This is a genomic window from Acetobacter sp. DmW_125128 (assembly GCF_008704325.1).
GTDB lineage: Bacteria > Pseudomonadota > Alphaproteobacteria > Acetobacterales > Acetobacteraceae > Acetobacter > Acetobacter oryzifermentans.
On the sequence record NZ_VHOP01000004.1, the window covers coordinates 1 to 19319 of the forward strand.

15 protein-coding genes are annotated in these 19319 nt (G+C 48.7%); 14 read left to right on the forward strand and 1 reads right to left on the reverse strand.

From position 1 onward, the window contains the following. The first annotated feature begins 348 nt into the window (after positions 1-348). From FKW19_RS01530 to FKW19_RS01575, 10 genes are all read left to right on the forward strand, one after another. Positions 349-801, forward strand: coding sequence for a MarR family winged helix-turn-helix transcriptional regulator (locus tag FKW19_RS01530; RefSeq protein WP_063354666.1), 453 nt, complete (start codon positions 349-351; stop codon positions 799-801). Positions 802-1107: 306 nt separating this feature from the next. Further along, a complete protein-coding gene (locus tag FKW19_RS01535) occupies positions 1108-2232 on the forward strand; it encodes an FAD-dependent monooxygenase (RefSeq protein ID WP_006115757.1) in 1125 nt (374 codons plus the stop codon). Positions 2233-2255: 23 nt separating this feature from the next. Continuing rightward, positions 2256-2738 (forward strand): (2Fe-2S)-binding protein, encoded by a 483-nt coding sequence (locus FKW19_RS01540; RefSeq protein ID WP_089179972.1) that lies wholly within the window; start codon positions 2256-2258, stop codon positions 2736-2738. Further along, on the forward strand, positions 2735-6307 hold the full coding sequence (locus FKW19_RS01545) for a molybdopterin cofactor-binding domain-containing protein (RefSeq protein WP_089179667.1): 3573 nt from the start codon (positions 2735-2737) through the stop codon (positions 6305-6307). The genes FKW19_RS01540 and FKW19_RS01545 overlap by 4 nt, the downstream gene beginning before the upstream one ends. 67 nt (positions 6308-6374) lie before the next feature. Beyond that, positions 6375-7415, forward strand: coding sequence for a 2,5-dihydroxypyridine 5,6-dioxygenase (locus FKW19_RS01550; protein ID WP_089179666.1), 1041 nt, complete (start codon positions 6375-6377; stop codon positions 7413-7415). Next, positions 7412-8044 carry an isochorismatase family protein gene (locus FKW19_RS01555; protein ID WP_089179665.1) on the forward strand — a complete coding sequence of 211 codons (633 nt, stop codon included), beginning with the start codon at positions 7412-7414 and terminating at the stop codon, positions 8042-8044. Before FKW19_RS01550 ends, FKW19_RS01555 begins: the two co-directional genes overlap by 4 nt. A gap of 21 nt (positions 8045-8065) precedes the next feature. Then, complete coding sequence (locus FKW19_RS01560) at positions 8066-8860, forward strand: alpha/beta fold hydrolase (protein ID WP_089179664.1); 795 nt, start codon at positions 8066-8068, stop codon at positions 8858-8860. 93 nt (positions 8861-8953) lie between these two features. Next, a complete protein-coding gene (locus FKW19_RS01565; RefSeq protein WP_089179663.1) occupies positions 8954-9706 on the forward strand; it encodes an Asp/Glu racemase in 753 nt (250 codons plus the stop codon). Between the two features lie 402 nt (positions 9707-10108). Next, the gene (locus tag FKW19_RS01570) at positions 10109-11422 is read left to right on the forward strand and encodes an MFS transporter (protein ID WP_089179662.1); all 1314 of its coding nucleotides are present in this window, start codon (positions 10109-10111) and stop codon (positions 11420-11422) included. Positions 11423-11630: 208 nt separating this feature from the next. Next, on the forward strand, positions 11631-13091 hold the full coding sequence (locus FKW19_RS01575; protein ID WP_255446474.1) for a carbohydrate porin: 1461 nt from the start codon (positions 11631-11633) through the stop codon (positions 13089-13091). An 89-nt stretch (positions 13092-13180) separates the two neighbouring features. Here the strand turns inward: FKW19_RS01575 and FKW19_RS01580 are convergent, their stop codons facing one another. After that, positions 13181-14104, reverse strand: a complete 924-nt coding sequence (locus FKW19_RS01580) for a LysR family transcriptional regulator (protein WP_150150538.1) — start codon at positions 14102-14104, stop codon at positions 13181-13183. A gap of 120 nt (positions 14105-14224) precedes the next feature. On the opposite strand from FKW19_RS01580, the gene FKW19_RS01585 reads away from it, so the two are divergent. Genes FKW19_RS01585 through FKW19_RS01600 form a run of 4 tightly spaced genes read left to right on the forward strand, consistent with a single transcriptional unit; the run spans position 14225 to position 19226 of the window. Continuing rightward, positions 14225-15862, forward strand: a complete 1638-nt coding sequence (locus FKW19_RS01585; protein WP_150150539.1) for an MFS transporter — start codon at positions 14225-14227, stop codon at positions 15860-15862. Positions 15863-15877: 15 nt separating this feature from the next. Then, positions 15878-16954 (forward strand): HlyD family secretion protein, encoded by a 1077-nt coding sequence (locus tag FKW19_RS01590; RefSeq protein ID WP_089179658.1) that lies wholly within the window; start codon positions 15878-15880, stop codon positions 16952-16954. A 4-nt stretch (positions 16955-16958) separates the two neighbouring features. Then, the gene (locus FKW19_RS01595) at positions 16959-18482 is read left to right on the forward strand and encodes an efflux transporter outer membrane subunit (protein WP_089179657.1); all 1524 of its coding nucleotides are present in this window, start codon (positions 16959-16961) and stop codon (positions 18480-18482) included. A gap of 9 nt (positions 18483-18491) precedes the next feature. Then, positions 18492-19226 carry a hypothetical protein gene (locus FKW19_RS01600; protein ID WP_089179656.1) on the forward strand — a complete coding sequence of 245 codons (735 nt, stop codon included), beginning with the start codon at positions 18492-18494 and terminating at the stop codon, positions 19224-19226. The last annotated feature ends 93 nt before the right edge of the window (positions 19227-19319 follow it).

Consider the following 19319-nt stretch of genomic DNA (forward strand, 5'->3'; position numbering starts at 1 on the left):
GCGGGGTGCTGCGTATATGACCCGCCTCAACAGGCGTCTAAATCACTAGAATAATACATAATGGTGTCCGCGGCGGGATTCGAACCTTATTTTAAATGATTTGTCTAACATCTATAATTTCTATTCAGTCCCATTAAAATCTCTGTTTCTTGCTTTGAATGACTCATAAGGCTTTTATTAAAGATTATTTGAGCCGATTAGAGAGAAAACATGCTAGTAGAAATAGGAACTCTCATAAGATTAGTTTTTTAAGCTGAACTGAAGGCTAGATTATGTATAAAAGTGTATATCGAACAACAGAAATTTAAATGTTATTTTTTATCAAAATATACTTAAGGGAAATGCGATATGAAGAATAATAAAAAGAAATCTGAACAGAATTATGCCTTGGATGAACAAGTTGGTTTTCTGTTACGGCGTGCTTATCAGCGTCATACAGCTATTTTTCAGGAGCATATTCCAGACCAACATCTTACCTCTGCGCAATTTGCTGTTTTGGTTACCACCCATAAACTTGGTCAGGCTTCTTTGGTTCAGATTAGCCATGAAGCTGCGATTGATCATGCGACATTGCGTGACATTGTATCGCGTCTAAAAAAACGTGGGTTGTTGAAGGTAGAACAGAGTAAGCAAGATCGTAGGCAGAAACTTGTTTCGCTTATGCCTGAAGGTGAACAACTTTTACATGAGACCACTCCTGTAGCACGGCAGGTGACTGATATAACGTTGTCTCCGTTAAATGAGTGTGAGCAGATTGCTGTGCTCCATATTTTACAGAAGTTATCTCATTTTGAAGTATAATGCTGTCATATTGGCATCTCATTGATGGCAGAGAAATACGCTACGGCTACATCTGTTGTTATAGAAAATCATAAAAATATAACTGGTTTTAGTGCTTTAAAATTCTGATGATTTTCGTAATTTGAAAGTCTCAGGCTATTTTGCACGAAGAGCAAAGAATAATAAAACTCTAAAAATCAATATGTTATAAAAAAACGTAACGATAATGAAATTATTATCTTGACGTTTCTCCGTTCCTCCCTGAACATTCATATATCGCGTATACGCTATTAAGTCTGTAATTTTACTGCTGGTCGGAGAGTTAATATGTCAGGTGGAGTTCGTATAGGCATTGCAGGGGCAGGGCTTGGTGGCGTTGCAGCAGCAGGGCTGCTGGAGAAAGCTGGTTTTGATGTTGTTCTGTTTGATCAGGCTCCCGCTTTTTCTCGGCTGGGTGCGGGCATCCAGTTTGGTCCCAACGTCCTTAAAATTCTCGCCACTTTAGATGGTCTCGATAAAAAGCTAGAAGAAATTTCATGTCTTCCTGATTATTGGCTCAGCCGTAAGTGGGACGACGGCACAGTTATGGCCAAGATTCCGCTTAATGCTGAACGGGGACGCTATGGTGCGCCTTATATTACCATTCACCGTGGTGATCTGCATCAGGCTATGCTGGATTGTGTAAGTTCGGAACGTGTGAAATGGGCTCACAAACTGGTCGATTTTACAGATGATGGTCACGGCGTTACACTGAATTTCGAAAACGGCGCTTCAGAAAAGGTTGATATCCTTATTGGTGCTGACGGTATAAACTCACGTGTACGCGAAAAAATCTTCGGTTTGGATGAGGCTGTTTATACCGGATGGATTGCACATCGTGCCATTATTCCGGGTGCAGCCGCCAAGAGCTTGGGAGCTGACCTGAACGCGAAGTGGTGGTCTGCTGATCGGCATATCGTGTGCTATTATCTTGATAAGAACGAGGATGAGTTCTACCTGGTAACAGGGGAGCCAGCAGAATGGACTTCTCGTGCAGGACAGTTGCCAAGCTCACGTGAAGCGTTGCGTGAAGCATTCAAGGGCTTCCATCCAATGGTTCAGGGCTATATCGACGCGACTGATGTTGTTACGAAATGGCCGCTTAAAACGCGTGCGCCATTGCCTGTTTGGTATCAAGGTCGTTCTGTATTGCTGGGAGATGCTTGCCACCCAATGAAGCCGCATATGGCGCAAGGGGCGGCTATGGCAGTGGAAGATGCAGCTGTTTTGGCCCGGTGCCTTACTGAGTTAGGTACAAAGGATCTGGAACGTACATTCCGTTCTTATCATGAAGCACGAAAAGAGCGTGCGACCAAAGTTCAGAGCATTTCCAATGCCAATACATGGCTACGGCAGCCTGAAGATCCTTACTGGTGTTACGGTGACAATATCTACGATCTGACAATCGAATAAGCGTAGAAAAGAGGATGGGCGTTATGGCAGCCAGCGTCTTTCTAACAGTTAATGGCCGCCGTCATACCATTACGGCAGTCGGGAATACGCCACTTCTTACAGTTTTGCGCAATGATTTGGGGCTGAATGGCCCCAAATATGGCTGCGGTTTAGGGGCATGTGGTGCCTGCACGGTGCTAATGGACGGGAAAGCTGCACGTAGTTGTGTGGTCTCGTTAAACGCTGCAGTAAAGTGTAAAAACATTGTGACACTGGAAGGCCTTTCTCCAGATGGAAGTGATCCTGTGCAAAAGGCTGTGGTTGCAGCACAGGCAGCGCAGTGCGGCTACTGCCTGAACGGTATGGTCATGACGCTACGGGCGTTTTTAGACGCGACCCCCAATCCCGATGAAGGCGCACTAAAGGCTGCCCTGCGCTATAATCTTTGTCGTTGTGGCACTCATGTAGAAATTATGCGTGCTGCACGAATTGCAGCCGGATTGGAAAAGGAGGATAGCGGAAAATGACCGGTGTGCTCCAGATATTCCGGAAATCACTTCCTCCCCAAGGGCTTTCTGCACGAGGAGAATTTATCCCACGGGATGAGGTGCTGGTTCAGGTTGATGAAAACGGTCAGATTTTAGGGTTTTGTGGGCATGTAGATCTTGGGACAGGTATTGCAACTTCTCTGGCTCAGATTGTAGCAGAAGAACTGGATGCAGATCCTACATATGTTCGGATGGTGTTGGGGCATACAGATCGTACCCCTGATCAAGGGGCGACAATTGCAAGTGAGACCATTCAGGTTTCATCTCGTCCGTTACGTCGGGCAGCGGCGCAGGCACGCAAGTTGCTGCTACAACGTGCTGCACAACTTACAAACTCCCCTGTTGAATCATTATCTTTCCGCAATGGGAAGTTAACAGGATCTTTGCCCGGAATAACAAACTGGGGGATGGGAGATATTGTACGTGGTGTTCAAATCCGTGAGGAATTGGATGAAACTACGTCGGTGAAGCCTCCATCTGAATATCGTCTGGTGGGCCGCAGCCATCCGCGGGTCGATATTCGAGATAAAGTAACGGGCCGCATGGTTTATGTGCATGATGTGCGCGTAGAGGGCATGCTGCATGGTCGTGTTATTCGGCCTCCCTATGCGGGTTATGATCATGGTCCGTTTGTAGGGCGTTCGTTATTAAAGGTGGACCGTGCATCTGTGACTCATATTGAGGGCCTTGTGGATGTAGTGGTGATTGGTGATTTTGTCGGGGTGGTTGCTGAGCGTGAAGAACAGGCAATTGCAGCGGCAGAAGCGTTACAAGTTACGTGGGCACCAGTTGCTGTACCAGATCTTTCAGATCCGATAGAAGCGATACGGGCTAACCCGTACGAGCCTCGCGTTGTTTTGGATCGTGGAGATGTGGATGCGACGTTGGGTAAACTCTCCCATCGTCTAGATCGCGAATACCATTGGCCTTATCAGATGCATGGCTCTATTGGGCCTTCTTGCTCTGTGGCATCCTGGCATGAAGGTAGCCTGACAGTTTGGTCTGGCACGCAAAATCCGCATATGTTGCAAGCCGATATCGCGTTGTTGATGGATTTGCCTGTTACCAACGTAACAGTTATTCGTCACGAAGCAGCAGGATGTTACGGGCGGAATTGTGCGGATGATGTGGGGGGGGATGCCGCTCTTCTTTCTCGCGCAGTTGGGCGGCCTGTTCGGGTTCAGCTTTCCCGTGCTCAGGAACATGTTTGGGAACCTAAAGGCGCGGCCCAGCTTGTGCGTATTGAAGGTGGACTGGATGCTAATGGTGCGCCTGTCGCTTATAATTTAGATACAAGTTACCCTTCCAATGTATCGCCATTGCTGGCGCTGGTGCTGACTGGGCAAGTGCCTGCGGAAGTACCTGCTGTAGCTCAGATGGGAGATAGAACGTCTATCCCTCCTTATGATTATGCGAATGCACGGGTTACAGTAAAAGATATGCCGCCTTTGGCGCGTGCTTCATGGTTTCGTGGTGTATCTGCACTGCCCAACAGTTTTGCGCATGATAGCTATATTGATGAACTGGCTGCAGAGGCAGGCGTAGATCCGCTGGAGTATCGCCTGCGTTATCTTCCAGATACACGTGCTGCAGAACTTCTTAAGGCAACAGCGGCAAAAGCTGGATGGGAACCGCGTACGCAACCGCCTCAGGTTGATCCAAAGGAACGTATCCTGCGCGGGCGTGGATTGGCCTATGCGCTGTATGTTCATGGGCCTTTCCCTGGCAAGCCGGCTGCATGGTCTGCATGGGTAGCTGATGTTGCAGTTGATCGCCTTACAGGTGAAGTAAGCGTGACGCGTGCTGTGGTCGGGCAAGATGCTGGGTTGATGATTAATCCGGCTGGTATTCGTCACCAACTGCATGGCAATGTCGTGCAGTCCACAAGCCGTGTGCTGACAGAGCAGATTAAGTTCGACCATGAAGGTGTAGAAAGCCGGGAATGGGGCGGATATCCGATTATTCAATTTCCAGATATTCCTGAAATCAATCCGGTGCTTATGAATCGCCCGGAGGAGCCCCCTCTCGGAGCAGGAGAGTCTGCATCCGTGCCTAGTGCCGCAGCTATTGCAAATGCAATATATGCTGCTACTGGCGTGCGTTTTCGGGATGTTCCATTTACACCTGAAAAAGTCAAAACGCGTCTGGATGAGGTATTGGGGCCGTTAGAGCGCTCTTCTGTTGTACCTTTAGCGCCGTTGTCTTTTCATGGAGAAGGTGCCCGTCCGGCTATGGCAAGCCAGGGATGGAAAAGCTTGCTACGTAAGGCTGGGTTAGGGGCGGCTTTGGCCGTGGCAGGCAGTGCATTAGCAACAGTTTTGCCATGGCGTGCACCTATCGCTCCAGTTGCACCCCCAGTGCCCGGTATGTTTTCTGCGGAAATTATCGCTAAAGGCAAACAGGTTGCAGCAGCGGGAGATTGTGCTGTTTGCCATACAATCCCGGGCGGTAAGGAAAATGCTGGTGGTTTTGCGTTGGAAACACCATTCGGCACGATTTATTCTACTAACCTAACGCCAGATACTAAAACAGGTATTGGCCAATGGTCTTATGCAGCCTTTGAACGCGCCATGCGTGAAGGAATTAGCCGTGATGGAAGGCATTTGTATCCGGCCTTTCCTTATACGGCATTTGCAAAAACAAGTGATGCAGACATGCAGGCGCTTTACGCTTACCTGATGTCGCAGGAACCTGTAGAGCAGAAGCTTCCCAAAACGTCATTGAAATTTCCGTATAACTTACGTTTTTCCATGGCCGGGTGGAATATGCTGTTCCATAGCACAGCGCCGTTTGTGCCGGATCAGAACCGTTCAGAGCAGTGGAATAGGGGAGCATATCTGGCGGAAGGTTTGGGTCACTGTTCTGCATGCCATACGCCACGGAATGCTTTGGGGGCAGAGCGCTGGAAAACAGCTTATCTGGCTGGAGGAGAAGCCGAAGGTTGGGTTGCACCAGCATTATCTACACTGTCACGCTCTCCGCTGCCCTGGAGCGAAGATGATCTTTACGCCTATTTGCGTACTGGCTTCAGTCCCAATCATGGCCCTGCTGGCGGCCCTATGGCACCTGTTGTGCACGCCATGGAAGACCTGCCAGATGTAGATGTGCGGGCTATAGCCCATTACATTGCCTCTTTTGATACAAGGCAAACGGCAGAGGGCGCGCCAGCCTTACGACAACAGATACTGACCCGCACTGCAGATCTTCAATCCATGGAGAAAGGGGAAGGGGCACGTATCTACAATTCAGGCTGTGCAGTGTGTCATGAAGGGGAAGGGACGCATCTGTATGGAGCACGCCCTCAATTGGCGCTGAACAGTAATGTATGGGCCGATACACCAGATAATCTTATTCGTGTGGTGCTTGATGGTGCACCATCACCAGCACATCAGGCAGCCAACATGATGCCAGCTTACCGTAACCTGTTCTCTGATCGGCAGATTGCGGAAGTCGTGGCCTTCCTGCGTCGCACCATGGCTCCGGAAAAAGGGGAATGGAGCGATCTTGTGGCTCGGGTTGCGCGTATTCGTGCGGAAGGAGGGCACTAAGCCATGTGTCTTTTGCCTTTTGTCCAATAGCGCCACACCGGAACGCCTTTTCTAGGGGAACATTCCAATGCCCGTAAGTGATTTTGAACTCGTCCAATCATGGCGTCAGGTTCTGGATCTTTGTAATTTACAGAGCGGCCAGAGCGTTACAATCCTGACCTCAATAGGAACAAATGCACAGACCTTACGTTGCGCTCTTCTTGCGGTGCAGGAAAAAGGTGCCATTGCTAATCGGCTTGATTTGCAACCTACCAATGGTGGAACGTCTCTTTCACGAGATCCTTTAGCTTATGTTGGCACAACACCACTTACTGGTAACAGGGCCGCAGTGGAAATGTTAAAGGCCAGTGATCTTGTTCTGGATCTTATGACATTGCTTTTCTCTGCTGAACAACATGAGATTTTAGATGCTGGTGGGCGTATTCTACTGGTAGTAGAGCCACCAGATGTGTTGGTGCGTATGACGCCTACAGCCGAGGATCGTACGCGCGTGCTGAAGAATTCAGCACGGCTCAAAGCTGCCAAAGTTATGAAAGTAACATCTGCAGCAGGCACGGACGCTACGTTTGCGTTGGGTGAATATCCTATTCTGGAAGAATACGGTTTTGTAGATAAACCGGGAAGATGGGACCATTGGCCAAGCGGTTTTTTGGCAACTTGGGCAAATGAAGGCTCGGCTGAAGGCAAGATTGTGTTGGCGCCAGGGGATATTCTTCTGCCGCAGAAAAGTTACATTACGGCCCCTATTACGTGTCATCTGGAAAAAGGCTACGTGCGCGCTATTGAAGGTGGTTTTGAAGCTGATCACCTGCGTGATTACATGGAAAGTTTTCATGACCCCGAAGTTTTTGCGGTTTCGCACATAGGCTGGGGACTACAGAACCGCGCACATTGGTCTGTGATGGGGTTCTATGATCGAGAGGCAAGTATTGGCATGGATCCCCGTGCTTGTGCCGGTAATTTCCTATGGTCCACTGGCCCTAATAATGAAGCTGGTGGTGACCGTGATACTGCCTGCCATATTGATATTCCCATGCGTGATTGCACAGTAATGCTGGATGATGAAGCCGTGGTGCGAAATGGTAAACTGGTTGGAGAATCCAAATGACAACAGAAGATATGCGTGATGAGGCACGATATCAGAAACAGGGTTTTGGTAACGAGATCGGCATTGTTGGAGGTGTCGGCCTGTTAATCATTGATTTTGTCAATGGTTTTGCTGATCCGGAAGCATTTGGCGGTGGGAATATTCCGCAGGCTATTGAACGTACGCAGGATCTACTTGCATTTGCGCGCGAGAAAGGTTGGAAAGTTGCGCATTCACGCATCATTTTTGCGGATGATGGTGCTGATGCGAATATTTTTTCCCTAAAGGTTCCCTCCATGTTGGGGCTTACGGAAAATAATCCGGCTTCGGCTATTGTGCCTGAACTTGCGCCGGTGCCGGGTGAATATGTTGTGCGTAAAACGGTGCCTTCTGCATTTGCAGGCACACCGCTTGCAGCTTGGTTTGTAAGCCACGGTGTGCAGACTGTGGTGGTGGCGGGTTGTGTAACATCGGGTTGTGTACGTGCAAGCGTGCTGGATGCCATGCAGGCTGGTTTTCGCCCTATTGTTATCTCAGATTGCGTAGGAGATCGTGCAATCGGCCCGCATGAGGCCAATCTGTTCGATATGGCCCAGAAAGTTGCAGACGTTATGCCGTTGGATGCGCTGCTATCCCGTATTTCTAATTAATATTCAGGAGATTATTGAGTTATGAGTGAAGAAAAATTTCTTTATGGTGCCAACGTATATGCCAACGGCATTCGTCAGCATTATCTGCGGTATGGTGGCAAAGGTAAGCCGTTGGTGTTGGCTCCTGGCATTACCAGCCCTGCCATTACATGGGGGTTTGTAGGAGAACGGCTTGCTGCGGATCATGATGTTTACATTCTTGATATACGTGGGCGGGGCCTTTCTTCAACCGGGCCAGATCTAGATTATGATCTGGATAGCTATGCTGATGATGTTTTGGAATTCATTAAAGCGCTTGGTCTGAAGGATGTTACACTCATGGGGCATTCCATGGGGGCACGTATTGCTATTCGTGCTGCGCGCAAGAATTCAGTAGATCTTGCTCAGCTTATTTTGGTTGATCCTCCTGTTAGCGGCCCCGGACGGCGTGCTTATCCTGCAAATTTAGACTGGTATACAGAATCTATTCGCCTTTCCCGTAAGGGGATGAGTGCTGAAGACATGCAGCGTTTTTGTCCGACATGGACAGAGGAACAGCGTCAACTACGTGCTGAATGGCTGCATACTTGTGATGAACTGGCAACACGCATTTCGTTCGAAAAATTCCATACGGAAGACATCCATCAGGACCTTCCACATTTGAAGGTGCCAGCTCGTTTGGTTGTCGCAACACGCGGTGGGGTGATTCAGAAAGAAGATGAAGCTGAAATATCCAGTTTGAACAGTGCTATTGAGATCGTGCACGTTGAAAACGCGGGACATATGATCCCGTGGGATAATGAAGAAGGCTTTTATAGCGCTGTTACTGTAAAATAGCCCTAAATTTGAAACTGCTGAATAAAGCAGGAACTTTAAGGGGACACTCATTTTTATGGGTGATCCCATTTATTGTCTTCACAAGAGGTTCTGATGAAGAAAATTTATCGTATCGGGCAGATTGTTCCCAGTTCCAACATTACAATGGAAACGGAAATTCCTGCACTGTTAAAGCTGCGTGAAAATATTCGGCCAGAACGGTTTACGTTTCATTCTGCACGTATGCGCATGAAAACGGTGAGTAAGGATGAGCTGGCTGCCATGGACGGGCAATCAGACCGTTGCGCGTTTGAACTGAGTGATGCAGCTTTGGATGTGCTAGGTTATGCCTGCCTTGTTGCCACTATGTCCATGGGGCCGGGCTATCACCGTGTTTCCGAAAAGCGCCTACATGAACGAACAGTTGAAAACGGACATCCTGCGCCTGTTATCACCAGTGCAGGAGCGCTGATTGAGGGCTTAAAGGTTCTTGGCACCAAGAAAATTGTGGTTGTAGCACCTTACATGCGGCCTTTGACGGAATTGGTAGTGGATTACATCAGCCGCGAAGGTATTGATGTTATTGATTATGTGGCGCTGGAAATTCCAGATAATCTGGATGTGGGGCGTCATGATTGCCAGCGTTTACCGGAGATTGTGAAGGGCTTACGTTATCAGGATGCTGATGCAGTTATTGTTTCGGCTTGTGTGCAGATGCCTTCGCTTCCCGTTGTATCTATGGTGGAAGCTATAACTGGCAAACCGACTTTGAGTGCTGCTGTAGCAACAACGTATGCCATGCTTAAAGCCATGAAGTTGGAAGCAGTAGCACCTGGGGGTGGTGCACTTCTTTCTGGCGCATATTAAACTTATTGGTGGAGAGGTTACATGTATTTTCCTCTCCATCAAAAATTTTAAAAGCGAGTAGATGTGTTTTTATAAAATGCGATGTGTACGCTAATTATATATATTATTACTTCTTTTATATCAAAAACATTTGTAATTTATTATATTTTTTGAACATAATAATTTTCTCAATTTATGTTGTCTGTAAAATATTTAGCCTGAGTGAAATCATCTAAAATTTCTGTGTTGGCGCGTTGCGCAAAGGACACATCGGAAAATAATGTTTCGAATAAGAAATATAATCTTTACAACTATGGTGTGTACGCGACTATCTTATCATATCGGAATCGCAATAAATTTCTCGGGCGGTGTGGGGCTGTTTGTTGGAAGTTTCTTGCTGGTAATATGTGATCTGGAGTGCTCATGCGAAGTGTTGCTGTTTCCGGGCAGGCAAGCCGTTCCGAGCAAAGCGGGAACAGGCTTTTTAGTACAATGGCGTGGCGTATTCTGCCGCTACTTTTTCTTGGTTTTTTGGCATCCTATCTAGATCGGGTGAATGTTGGATATGCCAAACTGCGTATGCTTTCTGATTTGGGGATGAGTGAAGCTGCGTATGGTTTGGGTACGGGGCTATTCTTTCTTGGTTACATTTTGTGCGAAGTCCCTAGTAACCTGATGCTAGTTAAATTTGGTGCGCGTAACTGGATTGCTCGTATCCTTGTAACGTGGGGATTGTGCTCTGGCCTGATGATGTTTGTGCATACACCCACACAGTTTTATATTCTGCGTATTCTATTGGGTGTTGCAGAAGCAGGTTTTATGCCTGGTGTGCTGTATTATTTGGCATTGTGGTTTCCTCCTCAGTATCGCTCCAAAGTCACTGCGGCTTTTATGGCGGGTATTCCTTTAGCCAGTGTGATTGGCGGCCCTGTATCTGGCCTGTTGATGGACAGGCTGAATGGTGTAGCTGGTTATGAAGGTTGGCGTTGGCTTTTTTTCTGGGAAGCATTGCCACCGGTCCTTATTGGGGTAGCTGTTTTTCTATTTCTGCCGACGTCACCAGATAAAGCTACATGGCTCACGGCATCAGAAAGTGAGTGGCTGCGTCGTGAAAATCCGCTGCCTTCTGATAAGGTTAGTCTTTCTGTTAGTATTGGTGCGGCATTTCGCAGCCCGTGGGTATGGCTTTTGGGCATTGTGGATGGAACGTTACTTCTGGGTTTGTATACAATTGCTTTTTGGACACCTTCATTGCTGCATGATGATGGCATTCGTTCTACCTTTCAAATCGGTTGCCTCAGCGCTATTCCGCAAATTGGTGCTGTAGCCAGTATGTTTCTGATCGGGCGGAGTTCCGATGAGCGAGGTGAGCGCCGGTGGCATATTGTTCTTCCTATTGTTGTGGGCAGTATTGCAATGGCGTGTATTCCGTTGTGCATGGGCAATCCATTTATTGTTATTGCCTGTATTACAGCGGCCAATATGGGTATTCTTGGTGCGCTCCCACCTTTTTGGGTGTTGCCGTCCATTATGCTTAAGGGAAGTAGCGCTGCGGTTGGGCTGGCATTGGCGGGTTCTATTGCCAATATAGCAGGATTTTTTGCAACGGCTTTGGTTGGATATGCCCGTAGTGTTACGGGGGATATGTCCGGCGTGATCTGGCTTTTTGCAGGCTTAGTTCTTCTTGGTGGACTTTCGGTTCTGATGATTCCGAAAAACAGCATGAAGTCATTATAAATTCTTTTTCTGTTCTTGAAAACCACAGGTGATGGGACTGTCCGGAACAAAGTTTCCGTGACACAAATAGGAAAATAACGTGATGCAGAACACGGGTTTACACGCAGTCTCTTTTTCCTGTCGTGCTACAAAATTCATGGGCTGTTGTGGTGTTTTTGGTGGGTTATTGCCAAGTTTGGTATTTGCTGAACCACAACACACCGAAAAGATGGAGCAAGTTGGAAACTTTTACTTTGTTAAAGGTAACAGGCATTATTATGATGCTGCTCATGCACCTACGCAACCTGGTGTGCCCAGGTTTGTGCCGGCGCCTAATGGGGGAGATGGGCCTGTAGCACCTAATGGCAAAGGGGCGCATTCCATTTTGACACAACCTTACTTCTTTTCCCTCCAATTTAAACCCGTAGCACAGGGAGGGAAATTTCTTGCTGATCACGGTGTTTATTTTAACGGCTGGAATATATCACAGCTAAATGCCAACGTCGGTGGTGGGTATAAAAACGGTTCTGCTTATACTAACTGGGCTTTGTTGGGGCTAAACCTTGATATGCAACGGATAGCCGGGATATCGGGTGGTCAGATGCATTTTATTATCGATGATGTGGCCGGGCAGGGGCGTAGTTGGGAGTATAATGCTTCTGATTGGTCATGGATCAACACATGGGGCAACCATGATGGGTTGCAGGTTCGTGAATTTACTTGGGATCAAGAACTTTTTAACAAACATCTTTTTATTCTAGCTGGCCGCTCAAACCCGAAAGGTGGTGAATTTGAAGGCTCGGAACTGTATTGTCAGTTTGCAACCTTCCTGTGTTCATCACCAACAACATTTACAATTGATGGCTCATCACCATCATTTACGGTTTCATCATGGAGTGCACGTGTGCTGATCAAGCCCACAGCTTCTACGTATATTAAAGGCGGTATCTGGGAAGTAGAGCCTTGGGTGCGCGCCAAAAACCATAATGGTTGGCCTGGGCCAGACTGGGGGTTTGATAAAGCCGAGGGTGAATTCATACCCGTTGAAGCCGGATATCATACAGACTTTACAACAGATAAGTATCCTCGTGCTTATAGCCTTGGTTTTACGTATGATACCTCTATTTATAGTGATCCACTTTATAACACCGAGCATCAGGTTTACGCATTAGCGGGCGGCAAGGCGCAACCACGCCGTGGGCGTACAACTGTATACGCGCAAGCCCAGCAGATGATCTGGAAGCCCGACCCGAATGATACACGGGGGCTTATTGTTTTTGGGTCTGCAAACTTTCTGACATCGGGAGATGGCACCGTAAGAAATGGCTTTGTGGCAGGTCTGTTTGATTGGGGGCCTTTCCGTTCACGACCGAGGGATTATGTAGGCCTCGTGTTCCAGAGTTATTTGTGGAATCGTAAAGTCGTGCATTCCATGAATGCTTCTTTGCAAGCCGAAGGTTATCGCAATCAATGGAATAGTTCGGAAACCATGATGGAACTGAACTATGGCTTGAATGTTGCGCCGGGTGTTATGGCAACGCCTTATTTTGAATATATTTGGAATCCCGATCAGCTTGCATCTTCCAGAGTGCAGCCTAATGTTAAATATGCTGCGCAGGTTGGCTTAATGGTTAACTTTGAAATTAACCCCGGCCTTAATCTTCCTGAACTGCATAGATATAGAAAATAATATTCTATATCTATGAGAGTTTGCATGGGTATAGGGAATGTTCTGGAAAGCTGGGTATGCTTTCCAGAGTTTCTCATCCTCTTATTACATCAAGGGGGAAATTTGCCTAACACCTGTCGAGAAACACGAAAAAGGGTTTCTCTCAACCAGCGATGTACGGGGTCCATGTCACGGCGTGGATGCCACGCTTGAAAAGCTTCCACGGATGGAAGTGAGAGAGGAAATTCAAAAGATGTCAGCCCAAGGGCTTCTTGAGAGATATGATCAATCACAATGCCTGGTAAAGGCAGAATGAGATCTGTATTTTTCATACTTTCTATCATTGCATGGTAATTGGGCACGACCATTGCAATTCTACGTGTCAGCCCATGTTGATTGCGCAGCTTCCAATCAATCGGGCCTTGCGCGCGCCCTCTGCGTGAAACACTGATATAATCGTAACGTACCATGCTTTCCGGTGTGATGGGTTCTGCCAGAATTGGGTGCCCTTTACGTACAAGGCCCCGCATATAGTCTCGGAAAATGGTCTGGCGGCGTATTTCGGGCTTCATCATTTCCGTTGCGCCGATGTACAAATCTACACTGTCATCACGCAACGGGACAGATGCAGCCGCATCGAGTTCGGGTGCCCAGATCACTTCACACCGAGGGCAATCCTTTTTCAAGGCTTCCAAGAGTGGAAGAGCCAGCGCAGCTATAACCAGATCATTAGCCCGAAGGGTAAAGGTAGGCGCCATGTTTGCCAGATTGACAAGTGCGCGTGTTTCTATAAGGCTATCTGCGGCGACAACAACATTCTGCACCCGGTTGAGTATGCCAGCGGCAAAGGCCGATGGGGTCATGCGTCGGCCAGATTGCACAAGAATGGGGTCAGCAAATGCTTTGCGTAATTTAGCAAGCTGACGGCTCATAGCCGGTTCACTGATTTTTAGCCGACGTGCGGCAAGAGAGACGCTTTCTTCTTCGATAAGCACCTGAAGGTAGCGAAGCAGGTCGAGATCATAACCTTTCATCCTTTCAGAAATAGATGTTGTTTTATGGAATGACTAGAGTTTTCTATTCCGAAAATCGAATTCGTCACTTATCAGAAATAGGGGTTGTCGAAGGCGCAGTGAACCGTTTGAAGTGCGCTGATGACCAACGCTGCTCCTGCACAAGGGGTTGGTGCACCGGTTATTCATGCCGCGCCACCACGCCCTTCTTATATTCCCCCTTTTGGCCTACGCACTGTTGTTGGCTGTTTGGGTATGCTGCTGGCCGTGCATGTTGCAGGATTTAATGAGCATGTGACCGAGATCGGTCTTTCCGATATTCGGGGTGCCATGCACATTGGCCACGATGAGGGCACGTGGGTTATTGCGATTTATGAGGCGTTCAATATTGCAGCCATGGCGTTTACGCCGTGGTTTTACATGACGTTCTCGATCTATCGCTTTTCCATTTTCATGACAGCTGCTTTGGCACTGCTTTCCATTCCAGCGCCCTTTATGCCGGATGTCACTTCACTTTGCATTCTACGTGCATTTCAAGGATTAACGGCAGGTTGTTTACCGCCTGTGCTTATGACTGTAATGCTGAAATACCTCCCTCCAGAAATTCGGGTATTTGGCATTGGCGGATACGCCATGAGCGCTACTTTTGGGCCTAATCTGGGTTTGCCGCTGGAAGCATTCTGGTTCGAACGTATGGGCTGGCATTGGCTGTATTGGGAAATTATTCCAACAGCAGCGTTGGCTATTGCGATGATGGCCTATGGCTTGCCGAAAGACCCAATGCATTTTGAGAGGTTTGAAAAGTTTAACTGGCTTGGATTGCTGGTAGGGCTGCCAGCAATTTGTTCCTTGGTGATCGTGTTGTATCAAGGAGATAGGTTGGATTGGTTCCGTTCCCCTGTGATTACGGATCTAACATTCTGGGGTGTGGCAGCATTTATTGTTTTTGTAATTAACGAGGCGTTTCATCCCAGCCCTTATTTTCGCATTCAGTACTGGCGATCCCGTAATATTCAGGCGTCTTTGCTCTCATTGGTGGGCATTCTCGCCATCTGTGCGATTATGGGGGATATTCCCGCAACCTATCTGTCTGCTGTGCGTGGGTATCGGCCTATTCAAACAGCCCCGGTATCGCTGGTGGTTGCGTTGCCGCAGCTGATCATGCTGCCGTTGATTGCCGCTTTTTGTAACAGTCGTAAGGTTGATTGCCGTTTTGTACTGGCGGGCGGCATGTTGTGTCTGGCCGCTTCTGCATGGTTGGGTACATGGCTGACGGTGGATTGGGTGCGGGATAATTTTTACCCGCTGCAAATTCTCCAGGTTTTTGGCCAACCCATGACGGTTATTCCTACCCTCATGCTGGCGACCCTTGCTATGGGGCCTGCCGATGGTCCGTTTATTTCTGGCATGGTCAATATGCTTAAAGGGCTGGCCAATGCGGTTGCCTATGCGCTGTTTGCTGCCTTAACCCGTAGGCGAGAGCAATATCATTCCACCATGTTGCTCGATCATCATGGCACGCATGGTCTAGCCCTGCAGGGCATGGGTAACCCCATCATGCAGCAGCTTTCGGTTACATCGCCAGATAGTGTGCATGTTGCCCGTAATTCACTTCAGGTTTTCCATACCTATGTGCATGAGCAGGCGCTCGTTCTGGCGCTGAACGATATCTATTATGTGCTGATATGGGCCTGCCTTGGATACGCTTGCATGAATCTTATTCTGCCGCGCCGGGTGTATCCGCCGCGTGCGCCTTCTCCCAACACTCCAGCCCGCTAATCCGGAATACAGATTATGATCTACAAAAAACCGTTGCTTTATGCTGGCTGTGCCGCTGCTGTGCTTGCCCTTGTAGCATGGGGCGGTTCGCGGCTGATCAATGGTGATGGTGTGAACCAATATACCAATGATGCCTATGTAACAGCAGATTTTCCCACGGTTGCGCCCAAGGTTTCAGGCCGTATTGATCGGGTTATTGCGCAGGATAACCAACTTGTGCATGCAGGTGAGGAATTGGCGCATATTGAGGATGATGATTACCGTGCAGCCTTGGAGGTCGCAAAAGGCAATGTGCTAGCTGCCCAAGGCGATGTTGCCAATTTGGAAGCCGAGCTTGGTCGGCAGGATGCCGTTATTGCGCAAGCACGCGCAGCAGTTCTGGCAGATCAGGCCGCATTGATGTTTGCCCGGCAGAACGCAACCCGGTATCGCAATCTTTCCTCCGGTGGTGCTGGCACGATTGAACAAAAGCAATCGTCGGAAGCGCAGGAAAAAGAAGCAGCGGCATCCATAGCACGAGACCAAGCAGGGGTGGATGCTGCCATTCGGCAGGTTGCAGTTTTAAAAGCCCAGCTTCAGCGTGCACGTGGTGTTTTACTGCGCATGCAGGGGGATGAAAAACAGGCAGAACTGAACCTGTCTTACTGCACCATTCCCGCTCCAATGGATGGTGTAGTGGGTGAGCGTGGTGTGCGTATCGGGAATTATGTGCACCCCGGCACGGGTATTTTGGCTGTTGTGCCTGTTCATGAAGCCTATGTTCTGGCTAACTTTCAGGAAACACAGCTTACAAAAGTGCAAACTGGCCAGAGTGCGACTGTTTGGGTAGATACATTTCCCGGTCATCCCCTCAAGGCGCATGTGGATTCATTGGCACCTGCCACCGGTGTCGCTTTTGCACCTATTCAGCCAGATAATGCGACGGGTAATTTTACCAAGGTGGTGCAGCGTATTCCCGTTAAACTTACGTTTGATCCAGACCAGCCGCTTGCGGCAAAGGTGCGTGTTGGTATGTCTGTTGAAGTGAATATTGATACGGCTTCCAAGCCAGAAGGCCCGCACGCCAATAACTCACGTTATATCTGGCAGTAGTCCCATGAAGCGTCTTTTTCTTTCCGGCTTATCCGTGCTGGTGCTTTCTGGTTGCACTGTTGGGCCAAACTATCACAAGCCGCAGGTTAAAGCGCCAGCAGATTGGCGCACAACCCAACCGCCAGCAGAAAGCCAGATTACGACGGCTTCAGCAGATCCGCAGTGGTGGACACTGTTTCATGATCCGGTGCTGACTAAGCTGGAAAATGAGGTTGCAGCTTCCAATCTGGATATTAAAGCGGCGAGCCTGCGTTTGATGCAAAGTCAGGCAGAGCGGCGCATTGCCAGTGCTGCACAGTTTCCTCATGCAGAAGCCAATGCATCTTATGGGCGTGAACGCGCCAGCACCAATGGTGTGCTGGGTTTGCTGGGCACTATGGAGCGTGAACAGGCGGGGTCTATTGCATCTGGCTCTCAAGGGTTTGGGCCTACAGCATTGCCCGGAAGTGTGGGGAATCCCTCATTCAACTTGCCCCAATACGGTATGAACGCATCGTGGGAAGTGGATTTTTGGGGGCACGTGCGGCGGCAGGTGGAAGCTGCTACAGCAGCCATGCACGAAACGGAGGAAATGCGACGAGATATTCTGGTATCTCTTATGGCAGAAACAGCGCAGGATTATATTGATTTACGCGCAACGCAAACGCAGATTGGCATTTTGCAGCATAATATTCAGGTTGCAAAAGATAGTGTAAAACTCACCACATTGCGGTTCGAGCAAGGGGCCGCAACACGTTTGGATGTGGCAGAAGCTACAGGCCAGCTTCATACATTTGAGGCACGCTTACCACCTTTGCAGGCGCAAGCAACGCACATGCTAAATGCCTTGAGCTTTCTGGTTGCGCGTGAACCAGGGGCGTTGGATGCAGAACTTGGGGCGCCAGGCCCAATCCCTCTGGTGCCTGCCTTGGTGCCGGTGGGCTTGCCATCCGAACTGGCAGAGCATCGGCCTGATATTCGTATGGCGGCAGATCATTTGCATGCTGCCACGGCCAGTATTGGTGTAGCCATTGCAGATTTCTTTCCGCGCGTCACACTATCTGGCAGTTTGGATGTGCAGGCCCTTCAGTTTAGTGGTTTGGGTTCATGGGCATCACGTCAGTATGGTTTTGGCCCTACTGCAACACTCCCTTTGTTTGAAGGTGGAAGGCTAACAGGCCAGTTGCATTTGCGTAAGGCGCAGCAGAAAGAAGCAGCAACTATGTTCCAGCGCACGGTTTTAAAGGCGTGGCAGGAAATTGATGATGCCATGGCCGATTTTACGGCGGCTCAGCGGCGGCGTGATGAATTGGCTGAAGCCGTGCATGAAAACGAAATTGCAGTGGATACAGCCAAGGCCCAATATGTGCAGGGTTCATCCGACTTTTTAAATGTGCTGACATTGCAGAATGCGCTTTTGTCTTCTCAAAGTGCATTGGCAGATGCCACGGCGCGCGTGGCAGGGTCTGTCACGCACCTTTACCGTGCAGTTGGTGGCGGCTGGGAAGGTATTTACCCAGACAAAACGAAAGCAAAAAAACATGTGTGAGATTGGCGTATGATAACAATCAGACGTGCGGCAACTCTGGGTAACGCGCATTCAGATACGCTCATACTGCGCTGTCATTTTGCATTCGCTGATTATCAAGATCCATCATACACGCATGATGGACGCTTACGTGTGCTTAATCTGGGTAAGCTTGCGCCGGCCCAAAGATATTATCTGGGGCCTGAAGCTAATGTGGATATTCTAACATGGCTCTCCACAGGAAGTCTGATCAGCAATGCAGATGATTTTGAGCAGGAAGATATTGGGCCCGGAGGGTTGCATCTTTTAAGCACAGGTACAGGGTGCCAAAGGGTAGAGTGGAGTGCTGGTCTGGCGGGTGCTGCGTTTATTCAGTTCTGGTTTATGGCGGATGTAGAAGGTGTGCTGCCTGCGCAAGAAATTCGTGCAAGTTTTCCCCAATTGGAAGACGGTGGTTTTAGAATTCTTGCATCAGGCTTTCCAGAAGATGACCCGGAGGAAGAAGGTCAGATTACAGATGGTGCCCCTGTTGCGTTAACTGCGCGTGCACGCTTGTTACATGCGGTGATACCCGCGGCGGAGGGGGCAGCTTACAGCACCACGTTAGGGCGTGATCTTTATCTGCTGGTTGTATCAGGCATTGTAACTATAAACGGAAATGTTCTACATTGTGGTGATGCTGCGGCAATAACGGATCAGCAGGATGTGGTTGTGATTGCGCAGGAAAAAGCAGAGCTTCTTTTAGCCGATGTATCGGATAAGTAAATATCAATGAACTCAAGTATCCGTGTTATGATATTTGAGTTCATTGAAGTAACACCATACGCCCCCTTGGGTAAGAGATAGGGCGTATGGCTG